Genomic DNA, 25,879 nt, shown 5'->3' on the forward strand with positions numbered 1-25,879 from the left:
AGGATTCAGGGGGCTGGGAGGTCGTCAATCAGGTAGAACGTTGTGGCGCAGGGCTATTGGTCAACACAGAACCATTGATGTACTGGTCGACCGGGTCGGTGGGTGTCGGGCGGTAGTGGGCGGCGCGGACGACGGACGAAAGCAGGAGGAGATCGAGTCCGACCCACCCGAGTGACAGGAAGGTCGGGAAAGTCTCGGCATCGCCGTGACTCCAGCGCAGGATGCCGACAACAGACGATGCGACAAGTGCCACCATGGCGACTATCTGCGGGATGATCGGCCGGTAGTCGACGCGCGCGTCGACCTGCTCCTTGGAGGTCACCGAGAAGGAGATGTGGCGTCGGAAGAAGACCGCCGCGGCAGCCGAGAGGGTGGCCGATATCCAGATCGGGAACAGTGCGAACGACATCTGCTGCCCACGCCACAGACCGCCGGACCGGTACCCGGCCACCTGGAACAGCAACTGACAGCAAACGAAGAAGGGGATGAACCTGGCGAAGAAGTCCAGGGGGTAGGCGTTCATGGGGAACACACCGAGCGTGAAGTAGATGATCGGCGCGGCGATGTAGACCACCGCTGCAAAACCGTTGAGGTACGAGGTCATGGTGGCCAGGTACATCAACCGCTGCGCAAACGTCAGCCCGGATTGGAAGAGCGGGTTGTCGGCGAAGAAGACCTGCATCGACCCCGTGGCCCATCGCTGGCGTTGGCCGAGCATTGTCGCGAGATCGTCGGGTGCGAGGCCTTCCACCAACACCTCGTGGTGGTAGACGCTCTCCCAACCCATGGCGTGCAGATGCATGGCGGTCGCCATGTCCTCAGTCACCGTGGCGGTGTTGATCGGCTGGATCGCCAATGCCTGGTCGATCCGAGACACTTCAACCGAGTCCATTGTCTTGTGCAGCTCGTCGACGACCTCTTCCGGTAGCCACGGGTGCGAGTCGAGGACGTCGTGAATACCGGCACGCAGTTCGAAGGCGACCTCGCCGACCGGCGCGCCACGCCGCAACCTGCGTCGCGCGCCACGCACCACGTCGAGCGCATCCTCGAGTGGGATGCGCAGTCCCGATCCATGCCCCGCTTCGTTGATGAGACCCTCGAGGCGCGCCCATTCGTCGCGAATAGCCCTTCTGACCTGCGGGTCAGCGCCGCGCGAGTACGTCCGTAGGCCCAGCGCCATCAGAGCCTCGCGCCGCAGGACAGCGTTCGAGCCGCAAAAGAATGCAGCACCCCAGCCGTCCTTACCCTGCTGGATGGGGCCATAGAACAGTTCGGCCTGACTGCCCAGCGGATCGGAGTCAGGCACATTCCAGAAGTACTGCGGCGTCTGCACGAAGGCCACGGCGTCGTCGTCGAAGTAGCCGAGGACGGCGTCGAGGAACTCCGGCTTGGGGACCTGGTCGGCGTCGAGGATCGCCACGAACTCCGCGTCGGTGAGGAACAGCGCGTTGTTGATGTTGCCGGCCTTGGCATGCCGCTGGCGCCCGTTCCACTCCTCGCCTCGCGTGAGGTACCCGACGCCCAGCGCGGCCGCCGCGATCCGGAACTCCTCGCGATCACCGTCGTCGAGGATCCAGGTGTTGTGGGGGTATCTCACATCGCGCGCGCCGATCGCGGTGCGGACCACGAGCTCGAGGGGCTCGTTGTATGTGGTGATGAATACATCCACGGTCAGGCCGGGTCGCGCCATGGGTGGAGCCGGCCGCTCGCGCGCATTCCACATCATAAATGCGAAAAGAATGGACTCAGAAAGCGAATATGTTTCCGCAATAACTAATGGAATAGCAATCCACCAAGCGGACCAGGCGATAGTGTCACTCCATCGCCAAAAGATATAGGCACAGCCGAAAGAAACCACAAGAATGGAAATGATTCTGACGGCAAACAGCCGCGCTGGCCCCACGATCCCCACCTCCGAGTTGACATCGATCCCACAACATCGACCCGCCCCGTCGCAGCTCATCCACGATTCTTGCCCAGTTCAGGGGCACCCGCAACCCGCCGTACTCCGTCTGGTGTACATATTTGAATTGTTTACCCAAATACAAAATTTGTGCGCCACACGAAACGGTTTTTGTCCCCAATTCCGTGGACGAATAAACTCCTTTCTGCTGAGACGTGCGACGCTTTATCCAACATATGTGGCGTGGATCACGCTATTCCCTTCGGCGAGCGCGACCGCAGCACACAGCGAGCCCCTTCATCAAGCAAAATGGCACCGGCGGGGCAGCGAGAGAGGTTTACGTCACTCGGAACTGACTGGATAGTCAGTTACTCGTGAGTATTATTCCTATATCGCAACGCCTAGTACCAGCTCCAGGTAAGGGCAGCCTTGGCAGCGCGAGGTACCGAGGAAGAATTACGGTTACCTGTAGTAGACGTCCGACCCCGCGCACGTCAGCCCTGCGCGACTAGGTCGATGATCAATATGAGAGGGGCCGGGACGCCGTGAATGCCACGACGATCACCATCGGCACTATTGCCGCGGTCATCAGCTTGTTCTGTTGGGCCAGTTTCCTGCGCGGCGTGTGGACCATGGTGCGCGCGATCGCCCAGGGCCAGAAGGTCGACAGCACCCGTTACTGGCCCGTCGGCCCGCGACTGTGGACGATGCTCAAGGAGTTCGTCGGCCACACGCGAATGGTGAAGTTCCGGACCGTCGGCTGGGCGCACTGGCTGGTGATGTTCGGCTTCATGATCGGTGCGATCTTCTGGTTCGAGGCATACGGCCAGATCTTCGACCCCGAGTTCCATTGGCCCGTGATCGGCTCGTGGAACATCTACATCTTCGCCGACGAGGTGCTGGGCCTCGGCACCGTCATCGGCATCATGGCGCTGATCATCATCCGCCAGCTCAACCACCCGCGGATGCCCAAGCGCCTGTCCCGCTTCTCGGGTTCACGCTTCGGTGCCGCGTACTTCGTCGAACTCGTGGTCCTGATCGAGGGCCTCGGCATGATCTTCGTGAAGACGTTCAAGATCTCGTCTGGCATCGAGGACCCGCCGATCTGGACGTCGTTCTTCACCCACTACTTCGCGCAGCTCTTCGAGGGCTCGTCGGTCTACTGGGTCACCGCCGCCGCTGTCGTCAAGCTGATGAGCGGCATGATCTGGCTGGCAGTCGTCGGCGCGAATATCGATTGGGGTGTCGCGTGGCACCGCTTCGCCGCGTTCTTCAACATCTATCTCAAGCGTGAGCAGGACGGCGGCGTCGCGCTCGGTGCCGCCAAGCCGATGATGAGCCAGGGCAAGGTCCTCGACATGGAGACCGCCGACCCCGACGTCGACGCGTTCGGCGCAGGCAAGGTCGAGGACTTCTCGTGGAAGGGCTGGCTCGACTTCACGACATGTACCGAGTGTGGTCGCTGCCAGAGTCAGTGCCCTGCCTGGAACACCGGAAAGCCGTTGAGCCCGAAGCTGCTCATCATGTCGCTGCGCGACCACGCACAGGCCAAGGCGCCGTATCTGATCGCCGGCGGTCGCAAAGACATGGGCGGCGACGAGGTCGGTCTCGTCGACGCAGAGGGCAACGTCGACGAGGCGAAGCTCGCCAAGATCCCCGAGGCCGCGCGGGCCGAGGCGTCGCGCAAGTTGGTCGGTGAGTCGAAGGGCGCGATGGGCGGCGGCGAGGGCATCGTCGACGAAGACGGCGCATTCGACCCCGAGCAGCTCGGTGCAGTCATCGACACCGAGACCCTGTGGAGCTGCACCACCTGCGGTGCGTGCGTCGAGCAGTGCCCCGTCGACATCGAGCACGTCGACCACATCATCGACATGCGGCGCTACCAGGTGCTCATCGAGTCCGACTTCCCGACCGAGCTCGCGGGCATGTTCAAGAACCTCGAGAACAAGGGCAACCCCTGGGGTCAGAACGCGTCGGCGCGCACCAACTGGATCGACGAGATGGACATCGAGATCCCGGTCTTCGGTGCCGACGTCGAATCGTTCGAAGGCTTTGAGTACCTCTTCTGGGTCGGTTGCGCAGGCGCGTACGAGGATCGCGCGAAGAAGACCACCAAGGCTGTCGCAGAACTCCTCGACATCGCCGCGGTGAACTTCATGGTCCTCGGCGAGGGTGAGACCTGTACCGGCGATTCGGCACGACGTGCCGGCAACGAATTCCTGTTCCAGATGCTGGCGCAGCAGAACATCGAGACCATCAACGGGGTCTTCGAGACGGCGCCGACGCAGCGCAAGAAGGTCGTCGTGACCTGCGCGCACTGCTTCAACACGCTGTCCAACGAGTACCCGCAGCTCGGCGCGAAGTACGAGGTGGTCCACCACACGCAGCTCCTCAACCGCCTCGTGCGGGAGAAGCGGCTCGTACCGGTGGCACCGATGGGCGAGGGCGTCACCTACCACGACCCCTGCTACCTGGGACGACACAACAAGGTCTACGACGCCCCGCGTGAGCTGATGGAAGCATCGGGTTCGACGCTGCGCGAGATGCCTCGCCACGGCGAGCGGTCCATGTGCTGTGGCGCCGGCGGCGCGCGTATGTGGATGGAAGAGCAGATCGGCAAGCGCATCAACATCGACCGCGTCGACGAGGCTCTCGACACCCTGGCTTCGGCGAACGGAGCCGGAGGTAGCGACGGCGAGGCACCGCAGAAGATTGCGACGGGCTGCCCGTTCTGCCGCGTCATGCTGACCGACGGTGTGACCGCACGGACGTCCGGCACCGAGAACGAGGGCAAGATCGAGGTGGTCGACGTCTCGCAGATGCTGCTCGATTCGGTCAAGCGTGGTCTGCCGGAGGTCAAGCGGGGCGGTCGTTTCCTCGGACCGGTCGCCAAGCCCGCACCCGAGCCGGAACCCGAGCCCGAGAAGGTGGCAGCCGCAGCGCCTGCCGCGGCCGCAGCGGGTGCTACAACCGACGCCAAGCCCAAGCCCAAGGTCGGGTTGGGGATGAAGGGCGGCAAGAAGCCCGGCGCCGGAAGCGCAGCGACCAAGGCGGCGGCAGCGTCGGCACCGGCAGCGTCGGCACCGACGGACACAGCGTCGACCGACACAGCCGAGAAGAAGCCCGCCGCAAAGGGCTTCGGCATGAAGGGCGGCATGAAGAAGCCAGGCGGGGCGGCGAAGCCTGCGTCGGCGTCCGCGCAGCCCGCACCTGCTCAGGCCGAGTCGTCGGCGGCAGTCGAGAACGCGGCGAGTGACACGGCAGCAAGTACCACAGCCGATGCGCCGAAGCCGGCCAAGGCCAAGGGCTTCGGCATGGCTGCCGGCAAGCGGCCCGGCGCCAAGAAGCCGGGCGCAGCGAGTACCGCAAATGCGGCCGCGTCGGACGCCGGAGTGACCGCCGCCGCGGAGAACAAGGTTGCAGAGACCGAGTCCGCACCCGACGCCGCCCCGACCGCCGACACCGAATCGGCAACGGCCGCAAGCACTTCCGCTGCCGCGGTGACCGAGGAGAAGCCCGCCAAGGCCAAGGGCTTCGGCATGGCCGCGGGCAAGAAGCGCCCGGGAGGCACCGGGTCGGGGGCTGCCAAGCCTGCCGCCCCGGCTGCAGAGGCTTCGGCAACTGCTGAAACGTCGGCGGCCGAGTCCGCTCCGGCAGAGGCAGCTCCTGCACAGCCCGAGACCGGTGGCGAGGCCAGTTCGACGGAGGAGACGCCCGCTGCAACGGCGTCGACTGCAACGGCGTCGGCCGCTGCGGTGACCGAGGAGAAGCCTGCCAAGGCCAAGGGCTTCGGCATGGCCGCGGGCAAGAAGCGCCCGGGCGGGGCGTCGGCTCCCAAGGCTGCAGCTCCGGCAGCGTCGACGGCTCCCGCAGCGTCGACTCCGGAACCAGAGGCCGCTGCACCAGAGGCCGAGGCGCCCGAAGCCGAGTCAGCCCAAGCAGCACCGGCAGAAACCCCGGCAGAGGCGTCTACGGACACAGCGGCCGAGAGCGCGGCAGCGTCGTCGAACGGCAGTGCCCCCGCTGGCGCAGCTGATGACGGCCGAACGATCGCCGAGACCGGAGCGTCGAAGGCCAAGGGCTTCGGCATGGCCGCAGGCAAGAAGCGGCCCGGCCAGCGCTGATCGGCTGGCGGTAAGAATCCGCCGCCCGTCAGAAACACGCGTTTCTGACACATGCGAGTGAAGTATCGCTCGCAGGTGTCAGAGGCGCGTGTTTCTGCATTTCCGACGGCCCGAAAAAATCGATTTGCCTGCGGCTGAGACAATTGAACCCGTGAGTAGGCCGTATGTATCGCACCTGAACCAGAACCTCAAGCCGTTGGAGCAGTCCGAGAAGCTGCAGAACGTCTGCTATGAGATCCGTGGGCCGGTGCACGCGCATGCGGCGCGACTCGAGGCCGAGGGCCATCGGATCATGAAGCTGAACATCGGCAACCCGGCGCTGTTCGGCTTCGAGGCCCCAGACGTGATCATGCGCGACATGATCCACGCGCTGCCGTACTCGCAGGGGTACTCGGAGTCGGCGGGTGTGCTCTCGGCACGACGCGCCGTGGTCACGCGCTACGAGCTCCTCCCCGACTTCCCGTACTTCGACGTCGACGACGTGATCCTCGGCAACGGTGTCTCCGAGCTCATCACGATGACGATGCAGGCGCTGCTCAACAACGGCGACGAGGTGCTGATCCCCGCGCCCGACTATCCCCTCTGGACGGCCATGACGGCCCTCTCCGGCGGCACAGCCGTGCACTATCGCTGCGACGAGGACAACGACTGGAACCCCGACATCGCCGACATCGAGTCGAAGATCACCGACCGCACCAAGGCGATCGTCGTCATCAACCCCAACAACCCCACGGGAGCCGTCTACTCGCGCGAGGTGCTCGAGCAGCTTGTCGACGTCGCCCGACGCCACTCGCTGCTCATCCTCGCCGACGAGATCTACGACAAGATCCTCTACGACGACGCTGAGCACATCAACATCGCGTCGCTCGCCCCCGACCTGTTCTGCCTGACGTTCAACGGGCTCTCGAAGGCGTACCGCGTCTGTGGCTACCGGGCCGGCTGGGTGGTGCTCACCGGCCCCAAGGACCACGCCAAGGGGTTCATCGAGGGCCTTGGCATCCTGGCGTCGACGCGCCTGTGCGCGAACGTTCCGGGCCAGCACGCGATTCAGGTGGCGCTCGGCGGGTACCAGAGCATCGAGGCGCTCGTCGCGCCCGGAGGACGCCTCTACGAGCAGCGCAACGTGACGTGGGAGAAGCTCAACGAGATCCCCGGCGTCAGTTGCGTCAAGCCCAAGGGCGCGCTCTACGCGTTCCCGCGCCTCGATCCCGAGGTCTACGAGATCCACAACGACGAGCTCTTCGTCCAGGACCTGCTGCTGCAGGAGAAGATCCTGGTCGTGCAGGGCAGCGGTTTCAACCTCGACGATCAGAACCACTTCCGCATCGTCACGCTCCCCTGGTCGCGTGATCTCAAGGACGCCGTCGAACGGATCGGCAACTTCCTGTCGTCGTATCGACAGTAGTTCACCGGCCGGAAATACCCCCGATGACCTGCGGGGCGGCACCTTCTGCGCGATTCGCTGATCCCTGCCTGCGCGTTATGTGACACTCTTCGTTGTCACCATCTCTGGACATAGCTGTGACGCTCGGTTACGTTAACCAGATCACGGTACCGAAGGGGTGACGCATGAAGCAGTGGGTCAAACGACTCATCGACGTCGACGGCGTACGTCTCGCGACTTTCGAGTTCGACGATCCTGCCGGTGACACATCCGCCGTCTCGGGAGCCGACAACCCCGCCAGCCCAGCTACTCCCGAAAACGCCGAGCGTCCGACGGTGCTGTTCGTGCACGGATGGCCGGATACGCATGAGGTGTGGACCGAGGTTGCGGAGCGTCTTTCCGACGACGTCCGGGTCGTCGCGTACGACACCCGCGGACTCGGAGTCAGCGACAACCCGCGTGGAGTGTCGGCGTACCGCATCGAAACGCTCGCGGACGACCTGTACGCGGTCGCCAATGCCGTGAGCCCCGACGCGCCCGTCCATGTTGTCGCGCACGACTGGGGTTCCATCCAGTCATGGGAGGCTATGTCGCGCCCCGATGCCGCAGATCACTTCGCGTCGTTCACCACCATCTCCGGCCCGTGCCTGGACCACGTGGGAGTGCTCCTGCGCGAGAACATCTCTCATCCGACGCCTCGTCGAGCGCTCGACACCCTCCTGCAGTCGTTCTTCTCGACGTACATCATGCTGCTGCACCTGCCATTCGGTCCGACGCTGATCTCCGCGACGCTCGGCTCGCCCGGCGCATGGCGACGTTTTCTGCGACTCATGGACGGTACGCCCGCCGAGCAGATCGTCGTCGCGCCATCGCTGCGGCACGACATGCGTTCTGGCGCGCGGTATTACCGAGCCAACATGGTGCGCAAGGTCGGCAAACCCAACCCGCGCACGACCAACGTTCCCGTGCTGGAGATGGTCAACACCCGCGACTTCGCGGTGCGAACACACCTGCTGCGCAACACGAACCGATTCGCCCCCGATCTCACCCGTCTCGAGTCACCGACCACCCACTGGGCCCCGACGACCAATCCCGGTTACGTCGCCGACTCGATCCGCGACTTCGTACGACGCATCGCCGCCCGAACATCCACCGCGACCACCCCCGACCGCGCCGCTATCCGCTGACCTGCCATCGCGAAGGAGTTTCTACCGTGCACGCACACGCCGAGAAGGTGGACACCACCTCAGCACACGCATTCGCACCACACCCATCCACACCACACGTAGTCCCACCTCAGGACAACGACACCGATCCCGGCGACGTCGAGCTCCACGCACGCAACGTGACATTCGACTGGAGCGACGTTCCGCTGCACTGGATTCCGGGTCACCCGATCGCGTCCGACTTCATCAGCGTGCTCAATCTGCTTCTCCCCGAGGGAGAGCGCTGGTTTGTCCAGACCTACAACGAAGCACTCCCCCTGGTTCGTGACGAGGAACTGGCTGCGACGATGCGCGGCTTCATCGGCCAGGAAGCCATGCACGCAGAGGCACACGACCACGTGCTCTGGGAGTTCCTCGACCACCACGGAATCGACCCACGGCCGTACTGCCGCCAGATGGAGTGGGTCTTCCGAAAGGTGTTGGGCCCCCTGGAGAAGGGCAGCGTAGAGGCCAAACAGAAGCACCTCATCGAACGACTGTGGCTCATCGCAGCCATCGAGCACTACACCGCGATCCTCGGCGATTTCGCGCTCAACAACACCTGGACCGAGGTCGGGGCCGATCCGACGATGTCGGACCTGTTCACCTGGCACGGAGCCGAGGAGGTCGAGCACCGAGCGGTCGCACACGACGTCGCGGTCTACTTCGGTGACAGCTACCTCCGGCGCGGCCGGGCGATGCTGATCGCACTGCCCACCCTGCTGCTCCTACTCTTCCGCGGTTTCCGCTTCATCACCCATCAGGATCCGGCGATCAAGCACAACAACTACTTCTACCGCCAGTATCACTACGCGCGTGGCGTTCGGGCAGGCGTTCTCCCGACGATCCGCAGTGTGCTCTTCGCGACGGCGAGCTACTTCAGGCCAGGTTTTCATCCAACCGAAATCGGTTCGACCGCACAGGCTGTCGCCTACCTGGCGTCCTCGCCGGCAGCACGAAACGCCTCCTGAGTACACACGGAACCGAACAGACCATGAATCAACGGGCACACCCGCACACCACCGAAATGACCTCGGTGCCACCACATCTCTACGGACGATGGCGCCATGATCCCCTGATGACCTTCGGCACCGTGCTGTCCAAGACGTGGCTGCCGTTTTGGCGTCCGTTCTCGCCACTGCGGTCGACCGCGGAGTACGACGGCGTCACGACGCTGCGCATCGTGGGACGAGAGGTCGTCGCGCAGGACGAGAACGTCGTCGCTCTGACCTTCGCCGGACTCGACGATCAGCTTCTCGAAAGGTGGCACGCCGGAGCGCATCTCGACCTCCTGCTGCCGTCGGGCAGGATGCGCGAGTACTCCCTCTGCGGCGATCCCGCCGATAGGAAGACCTACCGAATCGCCGTGCGGCGCATCCCCGATGGCGGAGGCGGTTCGGTCGAGGTGCACGACACCCTGCGCGTCGGCGACACCGTTCAGATCAAGGGTCCGCGCAACGCCTTTCCGATCGCATTGCCCGGCTACGGATCGCAAGCCCGCTCACTCCGGTTCGTCGCTGCGGGCATCGGCATCACGCCGATCCTGCCCATGCTGGCGGCCGCCGAGCGCCTCGGTCTCGACTGGTCGATGATCTACACCGGTCGCAGTATGGACTCGATCCCGTTCCGCGACGAGGTCGCGCGATTCGGCGACAAGATCACCATCCGCACCGACGACGAGCACGGCCTGCCGAGCATGGAGGAATTGCTCGGACCGATCGACCCCCAGACCGGAAGGGCCCCATCGGGTCTCGCGGTCTACTGCTGCGGCCCGGTACCGATGTTGGAGTCGTTGCGGCGCCATCTACACGACCGCCCCGACATCGAACTGCACTACGAGCGTTTCAGCCCGCCGCCGGTGGAGAACGGTCGTCCGTTCACCGTCACGATCGACTCGACCGGACAGCAGATCGACGTCGCGGCGGACGAGACCTTGCTGAGCGCGCTCCGCAAAGAGGTTCCGTCAGTGCCCTATTCATGCCGCCAGGGTTTCTGTGGCACATGCAAGATCAGGACGTTGTCGGGGGCAATCGACCACCGCGACAACATCCTGACCGAGCCGGAGCGCGCAGCGGGCTCCATCCTCACCTGCGTCTCACGCGCCGGTGGCGATCACCTGACCGTCGACCTCTGAGTGCGCATCCGACGTGAGTTCGACGCCGCGCGAGTGACTTTCGCCGCGCAGTAGAACCGCAGCGGCAACGGCAGCCACGGCGGTCACCGCAACCGCCACCCAGACCGCGCTGTGCAGCCCGTCGACGAAGACCTCCTGCACGGCGATGGTCATAGGGCTGGAGATCGACTCAGGGGCGCGGGCGGCGACCTCCGCTCCGCCCATCACCGACTGTTCGGCCATCTCGGCAATCTCGCGCGGAAGTCCTAGTGCGCCAATCCTTTCCGATACGGAAGACGCATACACCGAGGTGAGCACCGAGCCGAGCACGGCCACGCCCAGTGTTCCACCGATCTCACGCGTCGTGTCGTTGACGGCGCTACCGGCGCCCGCCTGCTCCGGTCGCAGCGAGTTCATGATCACGTGCGTGCACGGACCCGTGATCGCGGCGAGGCCCGCCGCCATCAGCGCCATCGACCAGATGATGAGTTCCCAGTAACCAGACATCCGTGACGAGATCTCCACCAGCGCAAAGCCTGCCGACATCAGGACCGCTCCCGAGGTCACCACCCAGCGTGGCCCGAATCGGTGCGCCAGCGCCATGGCAACCGGCGAGCACACCGCGGTCACGATCGCGAAAGGCAGTGTGCGCAGGCCTGCTTCGAACGGCCCGTATCCCTTCACGGCCTGGAAGAACTGGGTGATCAGGAAGATGAATCCGAACAGCGAGAAGAACGCGACCGCCACCATTCCCGCTGCGGTCGCAAACCTGCGATTGGCGAACAGCGCGACGTCGAGGATCGGGTGCGCCACCACGAGTTCACGCCAGACGAAGAGTCCGATAACCGCAATCGCCACAACGATTCCCACGATGGTTCGTGCATCGGTCCACCCGTGGTGAGGACCTTCGATCACCGAGTAGGTCAGCAGGCCGAGTCCGATGACCGACAGCACCAGGCCGACGACGTCGAACCGCGACACCGATTCCGGTCGCGTGCCCGGTACCACCGCGAGCACAGCGATCGCGGTCACCGCCGCGATGGGTAGTCCGACCCAGAACACCGACGCCCACGAGTAGTGCTCGAGCAGCCACCCTCCGAGCACCGGCCCGATCGCCACGGCGATTCCCGACGTCGCACCCCAGACGGCGACCGCCGTGGCACGTTGCTTCCCTTCCGGGAAGATCGCGACGATCAGTGCGAGGGTCGCGGGAAACACCAGCGCCGCGAACACTCCCAGGCCGGCACGCGCAGCAATCAGTTGACCCAACGTGTTCGCCGAGGCGGCGAGGGCCGACACCCCTGCAAAGCCCGCGATACCCACCAGGAGCATCCGACGGTGCCCGAACCGGTCGCCGAGGTAACCACCGGTGAGAAGCAGCCCGGCGAAGACCAGCGTGTAGGCGTCGACGATCCACTGCAGTCCCGAGATCCCCGCCCCGAGATCACGCGACATGGTCGGCAACGCGACGTTGACGATCGTGTTGTCGACCATCACCAAGAGCGCAGCCAAACACAGCGCACACAGCGCCAACCAGCGAGAACGCATGCGAGAACCCTTCATAGTGGATTGTCGTTCTACTGTTATAGAACGTGGTTCTTTTCTAGAAGAACACTGTTCTAGTAGGTTGTCAATATGGCTCCCACACGAAGTACGCGTCGTACCCCGGCGACCGAGGTACGCACGAACCTCATCGCGTCGGGGCGTCGAATTCTGGAACGAGACGGTGTCGCCGGCCTCACCGTGCGCGTGGTCGCGACCGACGCCGGCGTCGCACCCATGGGGGTCTACAACCACTTCGACGGCAAGGAGGGGTTACTCGACGCGTTGGTCAACGACGCCTTCGTCGAGTTCGCGCACATGATCGACGTGACAGACGACGACGCCCGAGAGAGGTTGGCGCACAGCGGCAGGGCGTACCGGGAGTTCGCGCTGCGCTACCCGGTCGCGTACTCACTGATGTTCTCGCGCGAGCACCACCCCGACTCCGACGTCGCCGAACACGCCTTCTCGGTGCTGACCGAACACATCAGGTACGGCCAGAACGCGGGACTACTGATGAAGACCGATCCCCATCAGGCGACGATGCAGGTGTGGAGCTGCGTTCACGGTGCGGTGGCCTTGGAACTCGCAGGTACCCATCCCCCGACGATCGATCCCGTCGAGAACTACGAGCACGTCTTGGCCGTGGTGCTCCGCGGCCTGAGCGCGTGATGCGAGAATGAGCGCGATGAGCAGCGATGACAAGGCCACCAACGAGTACCGGATCGATGATCTGGCGCGGGTGGCCGGGACCACCACACGCAACGTCCGCGGATATCAGGATCGCGGACTGTTGCCGAGGCCCTTGCGCCGCGGGCGGATCGCGATCTATACCGACCTTCACCTCGACCGACTCAGGGTGATCAACGATCTGCTCCGCCGTGGATTCACCATCCGGCATATCGGCGAATTCCTCACCGGAATCCAGCGCGGCGACGACCTCGCCGACGTCCTCGGGCTGCGCGAAGTGGTCGCCGCTCCGTGGGGGAACACGACGAAGACCTCGGTGAGCGCCGACGAACTGCGCGAGTTGCTCAACAACAGCAACCCCGCGTACTTCACGCGATTGACCGACCTCGGATTGATCAAGCCGGAGGGGACAGCAGATCCCCCAACGTCATTCACGGTGCTCGACCAAGACACGATCGATGCATATGCCCGCCTCGTGCGGCGCGGTCTGACGCTGAATTCGATTCTCTCCGTGCATGAGAACCTCAGTACACAGATGGATTCGGTTGCGGAGGCACTCATCTCGGCCGGACGCGGGACGATCGCCGAAGAATACAAGGACGGTTGGATACCGCAGACCGCTGCCGAGGCAGATTGGGTGCGTGACCTTCTCGTCGAATTCAGACGAGCGGGGTCGACGATCGCACACAATGCTCTCGACCGCGCGCTCGATCGCGACATGGCTCGTCAGCTCGACGACTATCTCGCCATCGCCGACGACTCGGTCGACCAGGATCCGCTCGACATACGGGGCGAACGCCAGAGCTCGACCGCCAAGGGACGAAAGCGGTCAGGGAACGACGATCGGGGGTAACCCTCCGGGTAGCGGAATAACCGCTCGCGGTTTGGGTTTCGGCCGAGGATTGCTGCGCGGGCGCGGTTGTTCGGCACGCTGCGACTCCTCGGTCCGCGGTGGCGGCGGGGGTGGAGGCACGTAGGCAGCAGCGGGTGCGCGAGCCTCGTTGAGGTCGGCAAGATCTGCGTACAACTGCGTAGTCGTCGAACTGTGCGTCGTGGTGACAGGGTTCGACGCCGATGGCGAAGCGGAACCACCGCTGAGCCCAAGTGCGGTGGCAGCCAAGGCAACTCCGACGACGCCGACTGCTCCGGCACCGATCAGGATCTTCTTTCGACCGCGCGGCGGTGTCTTGTCAACCGCTGCCGCATCAACCGCTGCGGCTTCTTGCTCGCGAGGTTCGATTCTGGGGGATATCGGAACGAATTCGTCTGCCGGAAAGTAGTTTTCGGTGTTTCGCCCAACACCCACGGAGTGCAGATACGCGGGCGCCGACGGATCTGAGTAGGCGAGCCTGACGGGCTCGATCCGATCCGTCACATCGAACTCGTTGTCGACGGACCGCAGCGGCGGAGCGAGCGGCGGGTCGAGTGGCAGTTGTGCATGGCCCACTTCTACGACGGAGTCGCCACGGACTCCCGCAACGGGGGTGCCCTCGGGCTCCGCGACGGGGTCTGCACCCACGTGCGCGACCGGCTCGCGGTGGACCTCGACGTGATCGGTGGTCTCGGCCACTGGTTCTGGCCCCCGTACCGCGGCTGGCCCCTGCACGGCGGCAACGTCGGGCATCGCCAGTGTCATGTCGTCGAGAACGACGATCGGGACGTCGGCGACCGGAGCGAGCAATTCCGGGAGTCCTGGCCACACGGTGTGCGTCGAATCGAAAACCATCGCGCTGACCTGACGGCCTGTCGATTCCGCGCACTGCGCAACAGCGTCGGGCACGTTCTCGGCGCGGGCAAGTGTCGACTGTGCGACGTCGCGTCGGGTGACACGGAACAGTCGGACGTGCTTCTCGCCCATGATGAACGTGCCGTCGGACTCGGCGAGGCGGTATCGGCCCTTGTGACTCAGGAGGTGCAGTTCTGCTGTCCACTCGTCGGAGTCGGGGGCGTCGACGCGGCCCGCGCGCACGAGGTGGTCGGAGATGAGGGCGTCGAGTTCGGCTCCACTTGTGCCTGCGGCGCGTCTGCGTACGACGGCCGCACCGGATTCGACGTCGACGAGCGTCACATCGACACCGTCCTCGGCGACGCTCACCACAGCGAAAGAGTCGACGAGCGTCGAGTGGCGGCGTCGGAGGTGGTCGGAGACACGACTGATCACGGACGCGTCGATAACCCGCCCGTCTTCGATCACCCCGTTCGGGATCGCCCCGTTGTCCATAGTTCGGTAGTCCCCGTCATCGAGAAACCCCACGCGCATTCTCGTGAGTCGGGCCGGTAAACCTGTGTTCGTTCACCTGTGCCGCGCTCGTTCGACCACTCCCCCGCACTTCTGAGTGTTCAACCTAGCATGACGTCAGCGGTGCGCCACTTGTGTCGCACCTTCGAAGGACCCGCGGCCGAGACCGGCCGAAGCACGCTGATCTGCGTCGAACGCGTTCTCCGGAGTCGCAACCGCGCCACCGAGCGCGGCGTACGACCAGCCTGCCCGCCGCCACGACTGCGGGTCCAAACAGCGACGACCGTCGACGATGACGCGTGAACGCACGACTGGATCGAGTTCCGGTGGCGCCATGTGCACGAACTGCGCCCATTCGGTGGCGATTGCGACGACGTCGGCGTCCTGGGCGGCCTCGGCGGCCGAATCGGCATAGCCGAGCATCGGATACATCCGTTGGGAGTTGGCGTTGGCCTTCGGGTCGAATACCGTGACCGACGCCCCGCGTAGTGCCAATTGTCCTGCGACACTCAGCGCAGGCGAATCGCGCACGTCGTCGCTTTCTGGCTTGAAGGCCGCGCCGAGCACCGCGATGTTGGCGCCCAACAACTCTCGCGGACATACCTGTGCGATGAGGTCGACCATGGCGGAGCGTCGTCGCATATTGATCGTGTCGACCTCGCGCAGGAATCGGAGTGCTCCATGCGCCCCGAGTTCTTCGGCGCGCGCCTCGAAGGCCCGAATGTCCTTGGGGAGACAGCCGCCGCCGAATCCCAGGCCCGCGTTGAGGAATCGGCGCCCGATCCGCTTGTCGTGACCGATCGCGTCTGCGAGCGTCGAGACGTCAGCGCCGACGATCTCGCAGAGTTCACTGATCGCGTTGATGAACGAGATCTTCGTCGCGAGAAAGGCATTCGCCGAGACCTTCACCAACTCTGCTGTGGACCAGTCGGTTTCGATGACTGGAAGTCCGGTGTCGATGATCTCGCGGTACACATCACGCAGCACCGCACGTGCGGCCCGCGCGTCGGAATCCGGATCGGTGCCGATAACCAGCCGATCGGGACGAAGCGTGTCCTCGACGGCGTAGCCTTCGCGTAAGAACTCGGGGTTCCACGCGAGGTCAACAGTGGCGTCTGGTGCCGTCAACGTGCTGATCCGTCGAGCCAGCGACGCTGCGGTGCCCACTGGGACAGTCGATTTGCCGACGATCAGGTGGTCACCACGCAGGTGCGGCACCAGGGCGTCCACCGCACCTTCGACATACGACGTGTCGGCCGCATGTCCTCGCGCACGCTGCGGTGTACCCACCCCGATGAAGTGCACCGAACCGTGCGCGGCAGCGGCGCCGGCCTCTGTGGTGAACGAGAGCCTCCCCGCAGAGATGTTGCGGCGCAGAATGTCTGCGAGTCCTGGTTCGAAGAACGGAACCTCGCCCGACGACAGGCGAGCCACCTTATCCGGATTGACGTCGACGCCGAGCACGTCGTGCCCGAGTTCGGCCATACACGCTGCGTGTGTCGCCCCCAGGTATCCACACCCGATCACTGTCAGCTTCATACCTGAAGTGACTACGTGGGCCGATCTGCCAACTTGCTACGAGCACATGACCAGTCGCAGGCGCGCGTGTGAACGTCGTGTTCAGGTGTTGAACGGCAGTCGAATCGAGGTGACCCGGCAGGCGAATCACAGGACAACGCCTCGTCGAATTCGGCAGGAGAATACCGACATCACCGGCGAATTCGGCACCGCCGGACCGGGTTCGCGGGCACACTCGATTATGTGACCTCCTCGACGATCGCTTCCGCCCTCGATTCCGCAGCACGCGATATCTTCGACGACCTCGTCGCCTGGCGACACCACCTGCATTCTCATCCCGAGCTCTCCAATCGCGAGCATCACACCGCGGAGTTCATCGTCGAACGTCTACGCGACGCGGGCATCGACGAGATCCGCAGCGGTATCGCGGGCACCGGCGTGGTGGCCATCCTGCGCGGCGGGGGCGACAGTGGAAGCGGCGGCAAGCGCTTGGCAGCGTTGCGTGCGGATATCGACGCACTGCCCGTGAAGGAAACCTCAGGGGTCGACTTCGCGTCGACTGTCGTCGACAAGGACTATCCGGGCGGCCCGTTCCCCGTTGCGCATGCGTGCGGCCACGATTGCCACACGGCAACGGTTCTCGCTGCCGCGCATGTGTTGGCCTCGGTTCGCGATCGGTTGCCCGGCGACGTCATGTTCATCTTTCAGCCTGCCGAAGAAGGAGCGCCCGTCGGCGAGAGCGGTGGCGCGCAGGCGATGGTCGACGACAACGCCTTCACCGACCACACCCCAACCATGGTCTTCGGAATGCACGTCGTTCCCCTGCCGATCGGAATGGTCGGTGTGCACGTGGGAAATCAGTACGCGGCGTCGTGCATGATCAAGATATCCGTCGAGGGTAAGCAGGTCCACGGGTCGACCCCGTGGATGGGAATCGACCCGTATCCCGTTGCAGCCGAGATCATTTCCGGCAGCGCGCAGATCTACCGGCAGGTGCCCGCGAACGACGCAATCACGGTGTCGTTCGGACACGTCGACGACGTCGGACGCTTCAACATCATCGGCCAGACAGTGACGCTCTGGGGCACCATCCGCTGCCTCGATGGCGCCGATATGACTGCGGTACAAGACAAACTCCGACGTCTCGCCGAGAACACCGCTGCGGCGTACGGCGCGAGCGCGACCGTCGAGTATCTGCAAGATGTTCCGCCCGTGGTCAATACACCGGAGTGGGTCAACAGGATTCGACCTGTGATCGACGACGTCATCGGCAAGGAGCGTGTGGTCGACGTGCCCGGAGCGCTCGGATATGACGACGTGTCGGTGTTCGTGCGCGACTTCGGCGGCGCCTACTTCACCTACGGTGTCCAGGACGCTCAGGTCAGCGGCAAGGGACTGACTCCGACGCCGGGTGGCCGGGGCTTGGCGTCGAATCACTCACCGGATTTCTACGCCGACGACGACTCGCTGCTCGACTATCTGCGGATCTTCGTGCACGTCGCCTACGCACACCTGGCGGAGTCGAGCTGACGGGTTACTTGCCGGCGTCGCGGATGAAGTTCAGATACGCCTTCGACGGCGTCGGGCCGCGCTGGCCCTGGTACTTCGACCCGACCGCGGCGCTGCCGTAGGGATTCTCCGACGGGCTGCTGAGCCGGAACAGGCAGAGCTGCCCGATCTTCATGCCGGGCCAGAGCGTGATCGGCAGGTTGGCGACGTTCGACAGTTCGAGCGTGATGTGGCCGGAGAAACCGGGATCGATGAAGCCCGCCGTCGAATGTGTCAGCAGTCCGAGCCTGCCGAGCGACGACTTGCCCTCCAGTCGGCCTGCCAGGTAGTCGGGCAGGCTGCAGATCTCCAGCGTCGAGCCGAGGACGAACTCGCCCGGATGCAGCACGAACGGCTCGCCGTCTGCGGGTTCGACGAGCGTTGTCAGCTCGTCCTGCCGCTGTGCGGGGTCGATGTGGGTGTAGCGGGTGTTGTTGAAGACCCGGAACAGGTTGTCGAGCCGGACGTCGACGCTCGACGGCTGCACGAGAGCAGGGTCGAACGGGTCGATCGACAGGTTGCCGTCGGAGACCTCGGAGCGGATGTCGCGATCGGAGAGCAGCACGCCTGCGAGCGTATCGGACGGTGTCTGGTGCAGGTACGACGACGGCGTTCTGCGGTCTTACACCGGGTTATCGGAACGGAACCGTGCGACGCAGGGCGCCTCAACCCCCGGAATTGAGCTCTGCGCGGCACTCCTCGGTTGTCTTGGTCTGGATGCAGTCCGACCACGCCCGCTGGTCGTCGGCCCAGCGATGCTCGGGCGTCTGCCCTGTGTTGAGTTGCCACTGATAATTGGTGCAGATGATGGCGTTGCCATTGGCGTCGACGGCGGTCCGGCCGATGTCCGCGCCGATGCAGTTGTCGCCGAGCGACGGCCCTGAAGTGGTGGTTTGAGGCAGGTTCGGATTGGGTGCGACGCCCTGAACGCTGGACCACACCGCGTTATCGGTACCCGCGAGACGAGAACAGTAGGCCGTCGAGCCGTCCGCGAATACTGCGGTTGCCCCGATCGGGCCGCACTGGGCACCCTCGCTGACCGGGGCGACCGTGGGTGTCTCCGGCGGTGCGGTGGTCGTCACCGTGGGCGTCTGCGTCGACGCGGTAACCGTCACCGTGACCGCCGAGGCACTCGATTTGTGCTGACTGGTGGTCGTCGCGGTACCCGAGTCCGTGGCGCAGCCCGCGAGGACGAGAACCGACGCCGCTGCCAGCATTACCCATCTCGATCGCATGGCAATCGGTTTACTCCGTCCGCCGCTGGTTGGCGCCGGTAACGGATTACTTGCTCAGCTCACGGCACGCTCGGCGATAGCCAGCACGAGCCGACGCGGAGCAAACCGTGCACCGTACGCACCGATGCGATTGACGAGACCGTCGACGACGCTCGGCTTGCCGGCCTCGAGCGCCTTGAACGCGGTGTCGACGACCTGCTCGGTGGTGCGGCGCGACTTCATCGCCGAGCCGTCGCCAGCAACGTCGAAGAACTCGGTGTCGGTGGCTCCGGGACAGACGGCGAGGACGTGGACGCCCTTGCGCTTGCCCTCCGACCAGAGCGCCTCGCTCAGCGACAGGACGTATGCCTTGGTGGCCGCGTACACCGCCATACTCGGAACCGGTTGGAACGCAGCATTACTGGCGATATTCACGATCGTCCCTGTGCCCGCGTCGGCCATACGCTTGATGTAGATCGTGGTGAAGTCGGTGAGTGCGCCGACGTTGAGCTGTACCTCGTCGCGGATGCGCGAGGGGTCGGCGTCAGCGAGGTATCCGAACGTGCCGAAGCCCGCATTGTTGACCAGCACGTCGACGCGGAGCCCGCGGCCATCTGCGTCGGCGACAACCTTGTCGACGGCGCCCGGTATCGAAAGGTCGGCGGGGATGACCTCGGCGCGGACGCCGTGTCGCGACGCCAACTCGTCGGCGAGCGCGACCAGCTTGTCCTCGCTGCGAGCGACCAGGATCAGGTCGGCACCACGCGCCGCGAGTGCGCGGGCAAACTGTTCGCCGATCCCTCCGCTGGCCCCGGTGATGAGTGCTGTGCGGTTGCGGTACTCCATGAGTGGTCTCCCCGTCGTCGTTTGTCTGTCGCAGCTGTGTGTCGCAGGCGGTGTGTCGCACCGGGCGCCTACGCGAGCCTGGTCGCGAGGATAGCCGCGACGTCGCGGCCGGTCACCGTCATCGGGGCCTGGGTTTGCTAGGCTGTCGTTCGCGAGCAGGCCTCGCACGCCGATGTAGTTCAATGGCAGAACATCAGCTTCCCAAGCTGAATACGCGGGTTCGATTCCCGTCATCGGCTCACATATCACCGCGATGTCACGTAGTCCGAACCGGTTCGGCTCAGACCAGTTCGGCGACCATCGCGCGGACCATCCAGTCCCGGTAGTCGGGGATCGTCCAGCCACGCATCACGACAAGCAGTTCATAGAGTTCCGGCGCGATCAATGTCCAGAGCGTGTCCCGTGCGTGTTCGACGGTGACCCCGGCCCGCAGGCTGCCGGAGTTGGCGAGGTGCTCGGCGAATTTGGTCATCCCGAACAGTCGCTGCTGTAGCGCAGTCGTCCACAGCTCGCGTAGTGCGGGATCGGTGCGCGCTCCGTCGCGGATCGCCAGCATCAGCCGTCCGGCACGGACCATCCGCGGCACCGCTGCCGCCACGTACAACTCGAGCTTGCGGCGGGGGTCGGGTTCGGTCTCGACGGCCCGGGTCTCGGGCCGGTCGGCCACCTCGACTTCTTGGTCGTCGCCAGCCAATGCCTGGTCGAAGGCGACCTTGATGAGTCCGGCCTTGCCGCCGAAAGACTTGTAGATGGTTTCGGGGGAAACATCGGCGGCGTCTGCGATGTCGGCGACCGTGACTCCGAAACCGTTGCGCTCGAACAACTCTGTGGCGGACAGAACGATCTGGCGCCGTCGGGCACGGGCCTGGTCGCGTCGCCCCGACGCGTCGTAGCCTCGCCTTCTATTGACTCCAGTCACCCTGTAATCAATACTAGATTTTCAATACAGTCCTTATGTATCGAAAGTCGAAGGTCGTCATGAGTATTCAGGAACCAGCTGGGGTGGCCGTTCGCGCAGTGACCGACATGGGTGCCGGCGACCGGGCAGCGTTCGACGCGACGATGCATCCCGATGCGGTGAATCGGGAGGCGCACGCGGAGCCACCGAACTGTCGCGGCGTGGGGCCGGAAGCGTTCTGGGCGTCCGCGCTCTGGTTGCGGGCCGCCTTCCCGGATCTGCGTCATGAACCGCATGTCGCCGTCGTCGACGGCGAATTGGTGGTCGTCCACGCGACGATGTCCGGCACACACCGCGGACCGTTCGTCGTTTACGACGCTGCCGGCCGCGTGGAGCAGGTGTTCGCGCCGACCGGCAAGACCTTCGCGGTAACCCAGACCCACTGGTTCCGCATGCGCGACGGGCTGTGCGCCGAACACTGGGCCAACCGTGACGACCTCGGGATGGGACAGCAACTGGGCTGGTTCCCCCCGTCACCTCGCTACCTCTGGCAGTGCGCCCAAGCGAAGCGCGCAGCGCAGCGCGCCGAATCCGGCTCGCGCTGAACGAGATCCGCATGCGCTCGGGAATCTCGCTACGCTCGGCGGTCCCCGAGCAGAGAGCATGTGCGCGTGTCGAAGGGCGTGCGCTCGCCTGGTTATTCGATCAGCGGGGGAGCCCAGGCACTCTCGAGTGTCTACCGCTCCGAGCCGACAATGCCACCCACACACCGATGACTTCTGCGGCCCCACACGGTCTATCCATGCGTCAGACACAACCGACGAAGGGACGCAGTCCATGAGCATCGCCCATCTACTCGCCGTTGTTCCCGTCAGCGACATCGATCGCGCAGGCGACTGGTATACGCGGCTTTTCGGGACGACCTTCACCAACAACCCCATGCCCTCACTGGTTGAGTGGCAGGTGGTCGACGGCGGTTGGGTGCAGGTCCACCTCGACCCCGATCGAGCGGGCAGCGCGCTACTCAACTTTGCGGTCGACGACCTCGACGCACATCGGGTCGACCTGGCCGACCGCGGCTTGTCCACCGGCGACGTCGTCGAGGCAAACAAGGGTGTGCGACTGTCGGAGATTTCTGACCCTGACGGCAACACCATCCGGCTCATCGGCGGCTTCCGCGTCGACTACTGACGCAGGTGCGTGTCGAGCCGGGCGACGAGATCGCTCCCTACACGGGTTCGACTACCGTCATCGGCTCTCATGTCACCGCAGCTAGAGCGGATTTCGGAATTTCCAGGCGCGCCACAGCTACTGGCGTTCAATCCCCCGTACTATCCATGCGGCCTGTGCGCTGAGCCTTGCCTTCCAGTGCCACCGGACCGATGAGTTTCGGCGGCCCGCGGTGTCTCTATCTGTGAAGGTGCCCGGCCTTGGGCACATGACCCCGACGAGGAGACCTCCGATGCACAACATGATCTTCGTGAACCTGCCCGTGGCCGACGTCGCCCGTTCGCGCGCGTTCTTCACCGAACTCGGCTACAGCGTCAACGAACAGTTCTCCGACGAGCGTGCGGTGTCACTGCAACTCGGCGACAACATCGTCGCGATGCTGCTCGAGCGCGACTACTTCGGCTCGTTCCACCCCGCCCAGACGGCCGACGCCGCGAGCACAAAAGAGTGCATCATCTGCCTCGACGCCGACAGCCGTGACAGCGTCGACGATCTTTTCGACCGTGCCATCGCTGCCGGCGCGAGCGCCGGGGACACCGAGGACCACGGCTTCATGTACGGGCGCAGCTACAACGACCTCGACGGACACGCCTGGCAGATCATGTGGATGGACCCGGCAACTGTGGCGGCCGGCGCCGAACAGACCGCAGCACAGGCTTGAGAGGCGGCGGCGTTCACCACGACCATCACGCGGCCGACGGCGATCAGCCATATCGATCGATCAACCGACAGAAACCGGCTTTCAGGCGGCGCCGGCAGGCGACGCGTCCCATTCTTGTTGCTAGCCCCGCATGTGGGCGATCGGATGAACCGTCGATCGGAGGAATCATGTGTTGTGGAGATGATGGGAATGCGGCGCAAATGCCGAACGAAGAGGGCGTTCCCGTATCAGCGGGAGACCTGGAGCGGGTGCGCGTGCTGCGATCCGCAGCCGTTGAGGCGTTACTGGAAGTAAACGCGATTCTGTCGAAATACGTTGATGTGGACGCTGATTCGGTCGATTCGGTGACCATCACGTTGCGGGGCGGCGGCCCTGAGTTCGACGGGGTGCCGCCGGTCATGCTGTGCAGTCAGTTCAATTCCGGCGGTGTGTGCGCCTACGTCGAGTGTGACCCTCCCGGCGCCACGTATCCGTGTCCAGTGGTCACACTGCCGCCGCCGACGTAACCGCTCTGTTTAACGTGGCCCTTTGTGCGCCGTCGCCTGGGTGCTGTCATTGTCGGCTCGGGCGGTAGACGCGACGGGAGCGGCAACGGTATCCGGAAGCGTGCGGAGGAGATGGTCCAGGCGCACGGACGCAGCGACACCTGCGCCGCGGGCGGTATCCGGTCGGGCGTCGACGCCACTGAGCAACTGCGCCAACGATTCACCTCGTTCGGCGTGTGCCACGGGCTGTTCCAGAAAGATCTGATGAAGGTCCTCGGCGTCGGCTCGCAGTCGAGTGACGGCAGCTCTCACCACCTCGGCGTCGTGCCCGGTGTACACCAGTGATGGGTCGGCAGACAGCGCACTCGAAGTCTGCGCCAGCACGTGTGCACTTCGAGTGAGGCGTCCGAGTTGTAGTGAACGAGCGCGGCGTCGTGCACCGAGACCGACGAGCATCGCCGCCGCCATGTTCGACAGGGTCGACCGAACCCCCTGATGCGCGTTGTCGAGTGCGATCGCCGCGTCGACGACGGGCTTCGACTGATGCGCGGACGTCTGCGCCTCACCGCAGGACACGATCAGATGATCAAGTGCCGCAAAGTATTTGTCGACGCCGGCGGCCACAGCACCGTCGGATCGCTGCGACGTGACGATGTAAGCGCACACCACGCCGACGATCGCACCCGCGATGGTTTCGTCGAGTCGAACAAAGGCGAGCGTCCAGTTGTGGAAGCCCAGGAGGGCGTAGATGACAGCGAACTGGATCGTGAAAAAGATGGTGGGCATGCCATTGTTGGCGCCCTGGTAGTAGTAGCCGAAGAACACGCAGACCAAGAACAGGATGGACAGCGGGAGCGGGTGACCGACGAGCAGGATTGCCACCACCGCACCGAACGCCACCCCCACCAGAGTCCCGACAACGCGCCACGACGACTTGGTCAGCACGTCGGCACGGGTGGCGGCGGTCATGAAGACAATGAACGTCGTCATCACCGCCCAGTACCAACGCCCCGCTGCGATCGCCTGTCCCACACCCGCTGCGATGGCGGTCGCCACCATCACCTGAATCGCCATCCGCGAGGTTGGCCGCAGGTGGTCCCACCAACGCACCACGGCCGCAGTGTTATTGGTGACGTGGTCGTCGGTGGTGGCCCCATCGGTAGTGGAGACATCGGCATCAGACACATCGGCGGCAACCACATCGGGTTCGGGCGGGCCGGGGTTCTCAAGGTTGGAATCGCCGCGCGCGGCGTCGTCGAGGTCGAGTTGGGCCAGCAGCGCACGGGAGACGAAAAGCGTTGCCAGGCCAAGTGGATTCGACGGGTCGACCGTGGTGATCGCCGAGCGTGCCGTGAGTTCCGCGGCCGCGGCGTCGTGGCTCGACGGCTTGCCGCGAACGACGGTCATCAGCGCACCAAGGACACCGGAGAGCGTGGGATCCGAATGCGGATCGACACCCGATTTCGTCAGAGACTGCAATTGTTCGCATGCCAGCTCAGTTGCACTCTGCGCGTCGAACATTCTGCGGCGCAGCGTGTTCGGGTCCACTCCGAGCGACGCGACGTCGAACTGTTGTAGCCACCCGGCCATGGCAAGGGTGAGGTCGGGCAGGTGATTCACCGGCACCAGGATCTCTGCGTCGGTTCCGGGTCGTTGGGACCGCTCGAGCGCTTCGGCGCACGACGCCCGAAACTGCCGCAGGTGCAACCTGAGTCGGCGTGCCGGGAACTCGATCAGCATCACCGTCCGCAGCAGCACACCGCAGATGAGTGCGCCTCCGACGACCAGAAGAATCTGCCGCAGGTTCGCCCCGGGCTCTCGCATGGCCAAGATCGCCATCAGGTAGGCAAAGAAAGTCACACCGCCCACCGCCAGGCCGCGCCAACCGAATCGTCGTACCCAGATACAGAATCCGGCCATTGGTATCGACACGACGATCTCAGCAGGAGAATGATGCGTCAGCACGACACCCAGCGCCGCTGCGGCCAGCCCCGGGACAACGACGGTCACCGACGTCAGCCAGCGGGCTTTCGCCGTGACGTCACCGGTCGCTCCGAACGCGACCATGCCGATGATTCCGCCTGTCACCAGCAGAATGTCGGGTCCGTGGGTGGCCACGATGACGAAGTGGGCAACCAGAATCCCCAACGCCGTCGCGATCGTCGTCGACGTGGCATAGATCAGCCAGGTGTGGCCCGGGTCGTACACCCGGAGTGATCTGATTATCGAAGATTGTGAGTTGTGCACATCCACTCCGAGGTCCTGTTTTTGCTCTCGGA

General features: G+C 64.6%; 21 protein-coding genes and 1 tRNA gene. 13 read left to right on the plus strand and 9 right to left on the minus strand.

Going from position 1 to position 25,879, the window contains the following annotated elements:
- Window positions 1-28: 28 nt before the first annotated feature.
- The gene (locus tag ACRVY7_RS09990) at window positions 29-1,690 is read right to left on the minus strand and encodes a glycosyltransferase family 2 protein (RefSeq protein WP_049700423.1); all 1,662 of its coding nucleotides are present in this window, start codon (window positions 1,688-1,690) and stop codon (window positions 29-31) included.
- Window positions 1,691-2,448: 758 nt separating this feature from the next.
- Between ACRVY7_RS09990 and ACRVY7_RS09995 the strand changes: the two genes are divergently transcribed.
- The 5 genes from ACRVY7_RS09995 to ACRVY7_RS10015 all read left to right on the plus strand — a co-directional run bounded on the left by ACRVY7_RS09995 (window position 2,449) and on the right by ACRVY7_RS10015 (window position 10,750).
- The gene (locus tag ACRVY7_RS09995; protein WP_431816934.1) at window positions 2,449-6,027 is read left to right on the plus strand and encodes a (Fe-S)-binding protein; all 3,579 of its coding nucleotides are present in this window, start codon (window positions 2,449-2,451) and stop codon (window positions 6,025-6,027) included.
- Window positions 6,028-6,178: 151 nt separating this feature from the next.
- A complete protein-coding gene (locus ACRVY7_RS10000; RefSeq protein ID WP_431816935.1) occupies window positions 6,179-7,432 on the plus strand; it encodes a pyridoxal phosphate-dependent aminotransferase in 1,254 nt (417 codons plus the stop codon).
- Window positions 7,433-7,596: 164 nt separating this feature from the next.
- The gene (locus ACRVY7_RS10005; RefSeq protein ID WP_431816936.1) at window positions 7,597-8,598 is read left to right on the plus strand and encodes an alpha/beta fold hydrolase; all 1,002 of its coding nucleotides are present in this window, start codon (window positions 7,597-7,599) and stop codon (window positions 8,596-8,598) included.
- A 47-nt stretch (window positions 8,599-8,645) separates the two neighbouring features.
- Window positions 8,646-9,587 carry a metal-dependent hydrolase gene (locus ACRVY7_RS10010; protein WP_431817071.1) on the plus strand — a complete coding sequence of 314 codons (942 nt, stop codon included), beginning with the start codon at window positions 8,646-8,648 and terminating at the stop codon, window positions 9,585-9,587.
- A 23-nt stretch (window positions 9,588-9,610) separates the two neighbouring features.
- Window positions 9,611-10,750 (plus strand): PDR/VanB family oxidoreductase, encoded by a 1,140-nt coding sequence (locus ACRVY7_RS10015; RefSeq protein ID WP_431816937.1) that lies wholly within the window; start codon window positions 9,611-9,613, stop codon window positions 10,748-10,750.
- Here the strand turns inward: ACRVY7_RS10015 and ACRVY7_RS10020 are convergent.
- Window positions 10,712-12,316 (minus strand): DHA2 family efflux MFS transporter permease subunit, encoded by a 1,605-nt coding sequence (locus ACRVY7_RS10020; RefSeq protein ID WP_431817072.1) that lies wholly within the window; start codon window positions 12,314-12,316, stop codon window positions 10,712-10,714. The genes ACRVY7_RS10015 and ACRVY7_RS10020 overlap by 39 nt on opposite strands.
- A gap of 48 nt (window positions 12,317-12,364) precedes the next feature.
- Between ACRVY7_RS10020 and ACRVY7_RS10025 the strand changes: the two genes are divergently transcribed.
- Together ACRVY7_RS10025 and ACRVY7_RS10030 are read left to right on the plus strand one after the other, a co-directional pair.
- Window positions 12,365-12,943 (plus strand): TetR/AcrR family transcriptional regulator, encoded by a 579-nt coding sequence (locus ACRVY7_RS10025; RefSeq protein WP_431816938.1) that lies wholly within the window; start codon window positions 12,365-12,367, stop codon window positions 12,941-12,943.
- A gap of 16 nt (window positions 12,944-12,959) precedes the next feature.
- On the plus strand, window positions 12,960-13,814 hold the full coding sequence (locus ACRVY7_RS10030) for a MerR family transcriptional regulator (RefSeq protein WP_049700486.1): 855 nt from the start codon (window positions 12,960-12,962) through the stop codon (window positions 13,812-13,814).
- On the opposite strand, the gene ACRVY7_RS10035 is transcribed toward ACRVY7_RS10030, so the two are convergent.
- The gene (locus tag ACRVY7_RS10035) at window positions 13,791-15,182 is read right to left on the minus strand and encodes a hypothetical protein (protein WP_431816939.1); all 1,392 of its coding nucleotides are present in this window, start codon (window positions 15,180-15,182) and stop codon (window positions 13,791-13,793) included. The genes ACRVY7_RS10030 and ACRVY7_RS10035 overlap by 24 nt on opposite strands.
- A 135-nt stretch (window positions 15,183-15,317) precedes the next feature.
- Entirely contained in the window at window positions 15,318-16,739 is a 1,422-nt protein-coding gene (locus tag ACRVY7_RS10040) for a UDP-glucose dehydrogenase family protein (protein ID WP_431816940.1), read from the minus strand.
- A 222-nt stretch (window positions 16,740-16,961) separates the two neighbouring features.
- Between ACRVY7_RS10040 and ACRVY7_RS10045 the strand changes: the two genes are divergently transcribed.
- Window positions 16,962-18,248: a M20 metallopeptidase family protein gene (locus ACRVY7_RS10045; RefSeq protein ID WP_431816941.1), complete on the plus strand. Its 1,287-nt coding sequence runs from the start codon at window positions 16,962-16,964 to the stop codon at window positions 18,246-18,248.
- A 4-nt stretch (window positions 18,249-18,252) separates the two neighbouring features.
- Here the strand turns inward: ACRVY7_RS10045 and dcd are convergent, their stop codons facing one another.
- From dcd to ACRVY7_RS10060, 3 genes are all read right to left on the minus strand, one after another.
- The gene (gene dcd / locus ACRVY7_RS10050; protein ID WP_431816942.1) at window positions 18,253-18,831 is read right to left on the minus strand and encodes a dCTP deaminase; all 579 of its coding nucleotides are present in this window, start codon (window positions 18,829-18,831) and stop codon (window positions 18,253-18,255) included.
- 100 nt (window positions 18,832-18,931) lie between these two features.
- The gene (locus ACRVY7_RS10055; RefSeq protein WP_431816943.1) at window positions 18,932-19,501 is read right to left on the minus strand and encodes a hypothetical protein; all 570 of its coding nucleotides are present in this window, start codon (window positions 19,499-19,501) and stop codon (window positions 18,932-18,934) included.
- Window positions 19,502-19,555: 54 nt separating this feature from the next.
- Window positions 19,556-20,326, minus strand: a complete 771-nt coding sequence (locus ACRVY7_RS10060; protein WP_431816944.1) for an SDR family NAD(P)-dependent oxidoreductase — start codon at window positions 20,324-20,326, stop codon at window positions 19,556-19,558.
- Window positions 20,327-20,494: 168 nt separating this feature from the next.
- Here ACRVY7_RS10060 and ACRVY7_RS10065 point away from each other — a divergent pair.
- Window positions 20,495-20,565, plus strand: a tRNA-Gly gene (locus tag ACRVY7_RS10065).
- A gap of 41 nt (window positions 20,566-20,606) precedes the next feature.
- Here the strand turns inward: ACRVY7_RS10065 and ACRVY7_RS10070 are convergent.
- Window positions 20,607-21,245 carry a TetR/AcrR family transcriptional regulator gene (locus ACRVY7_RS10070; protein WP_431816945.1) on the minus strand — a complete coding sequence of 213 codons (639 nt, stop codon included), beginning with the start codon at window positions 21,243-21,245 and terminating at the stop codon, window positions 20,607-20,609.
- Between the two features lie 59 nt (window positions 21,246-21,304).
- On the opposite strand from ACRVY7_RS10070, the gene ACRVY7_RS10075 reads away from it, so the two are divergent.
- The 4 genes from ACRVY7_RS10075 (at window position 21,305) to ACRVY7_RS10090 (ending at window position 23,621) form a co-directional block, all read left to right on the plus strand.
- Entirely contained in the window at window positions 21,305-21,829 is a 525-nt protein-coding gene (locus tag ACRVY7_RS10075; RefSeq protein ID WP_431816946.1) for an ester cyclase, read from the plus strand.
- A 232-nt stretch (window positions 21,830-22,061) separates the two neighbouring features.
- Window positions 22,062-22,415, plus strand: a complete 354-nt coding sequence (locus ACRVY7_RS10080) for a VOC family protein (protein ID WP_431816947.1) — start codon at window positions 22,062-22,064, stop codon at window positions 22,413-22,415.
- Between the two features lie 271 nt (window positions 22,416-22,686).
- Window positions 22,687-23,115, plus strand: a complete 429-nt coding sequence (locus ACRVY7_RS10085; RefSeq protein WP_431816948.1) for a VOC family protein — start codon at window positions 22,687-22,689, stop codon at window positions 23,113-23,115.
- 200 nt (window positions 23,116-23,315) lie between these two features.
- Entirely contained in the window at window positions 23,316-23,621 is a 306-nt protein-coding gene (locus tag ACRVY7_RS10090; RefSeq protein WP_431816949.1) for a hypothetical protein, read from the plus strand.
- A 9-nt stretch (window positions 23,622-23,630) separates the two neighbouring features.
- Here the strand turns inward: ACRVY7_RS10090 and ACRVY7_RS10095 are convergent, their stop codons facing one another.
- Window positions 23,631-25,808: an FUSC family protein gene (locus ACRVY7_RS10095; RefSeq protein WP_431816950.1), complete on the minus strand. Its 2,178-nt coding sequence runs from the start codon at window positions 25,806-25,808 to the stop codon at window positions 23,631-23,633.
- Between the last annotated feature and the right edge of the window lie 71 nt (window positions 25,809-25,879).

Source organism: Gordonia jacobaea (genome assembly GCF_965344965.1).
GTDB lineage: Bacteria > Actinomycetota > Actinomycetes > Mycobacteriales > Mycobacteriaceae > Gordonia > Gordonia jacobaea.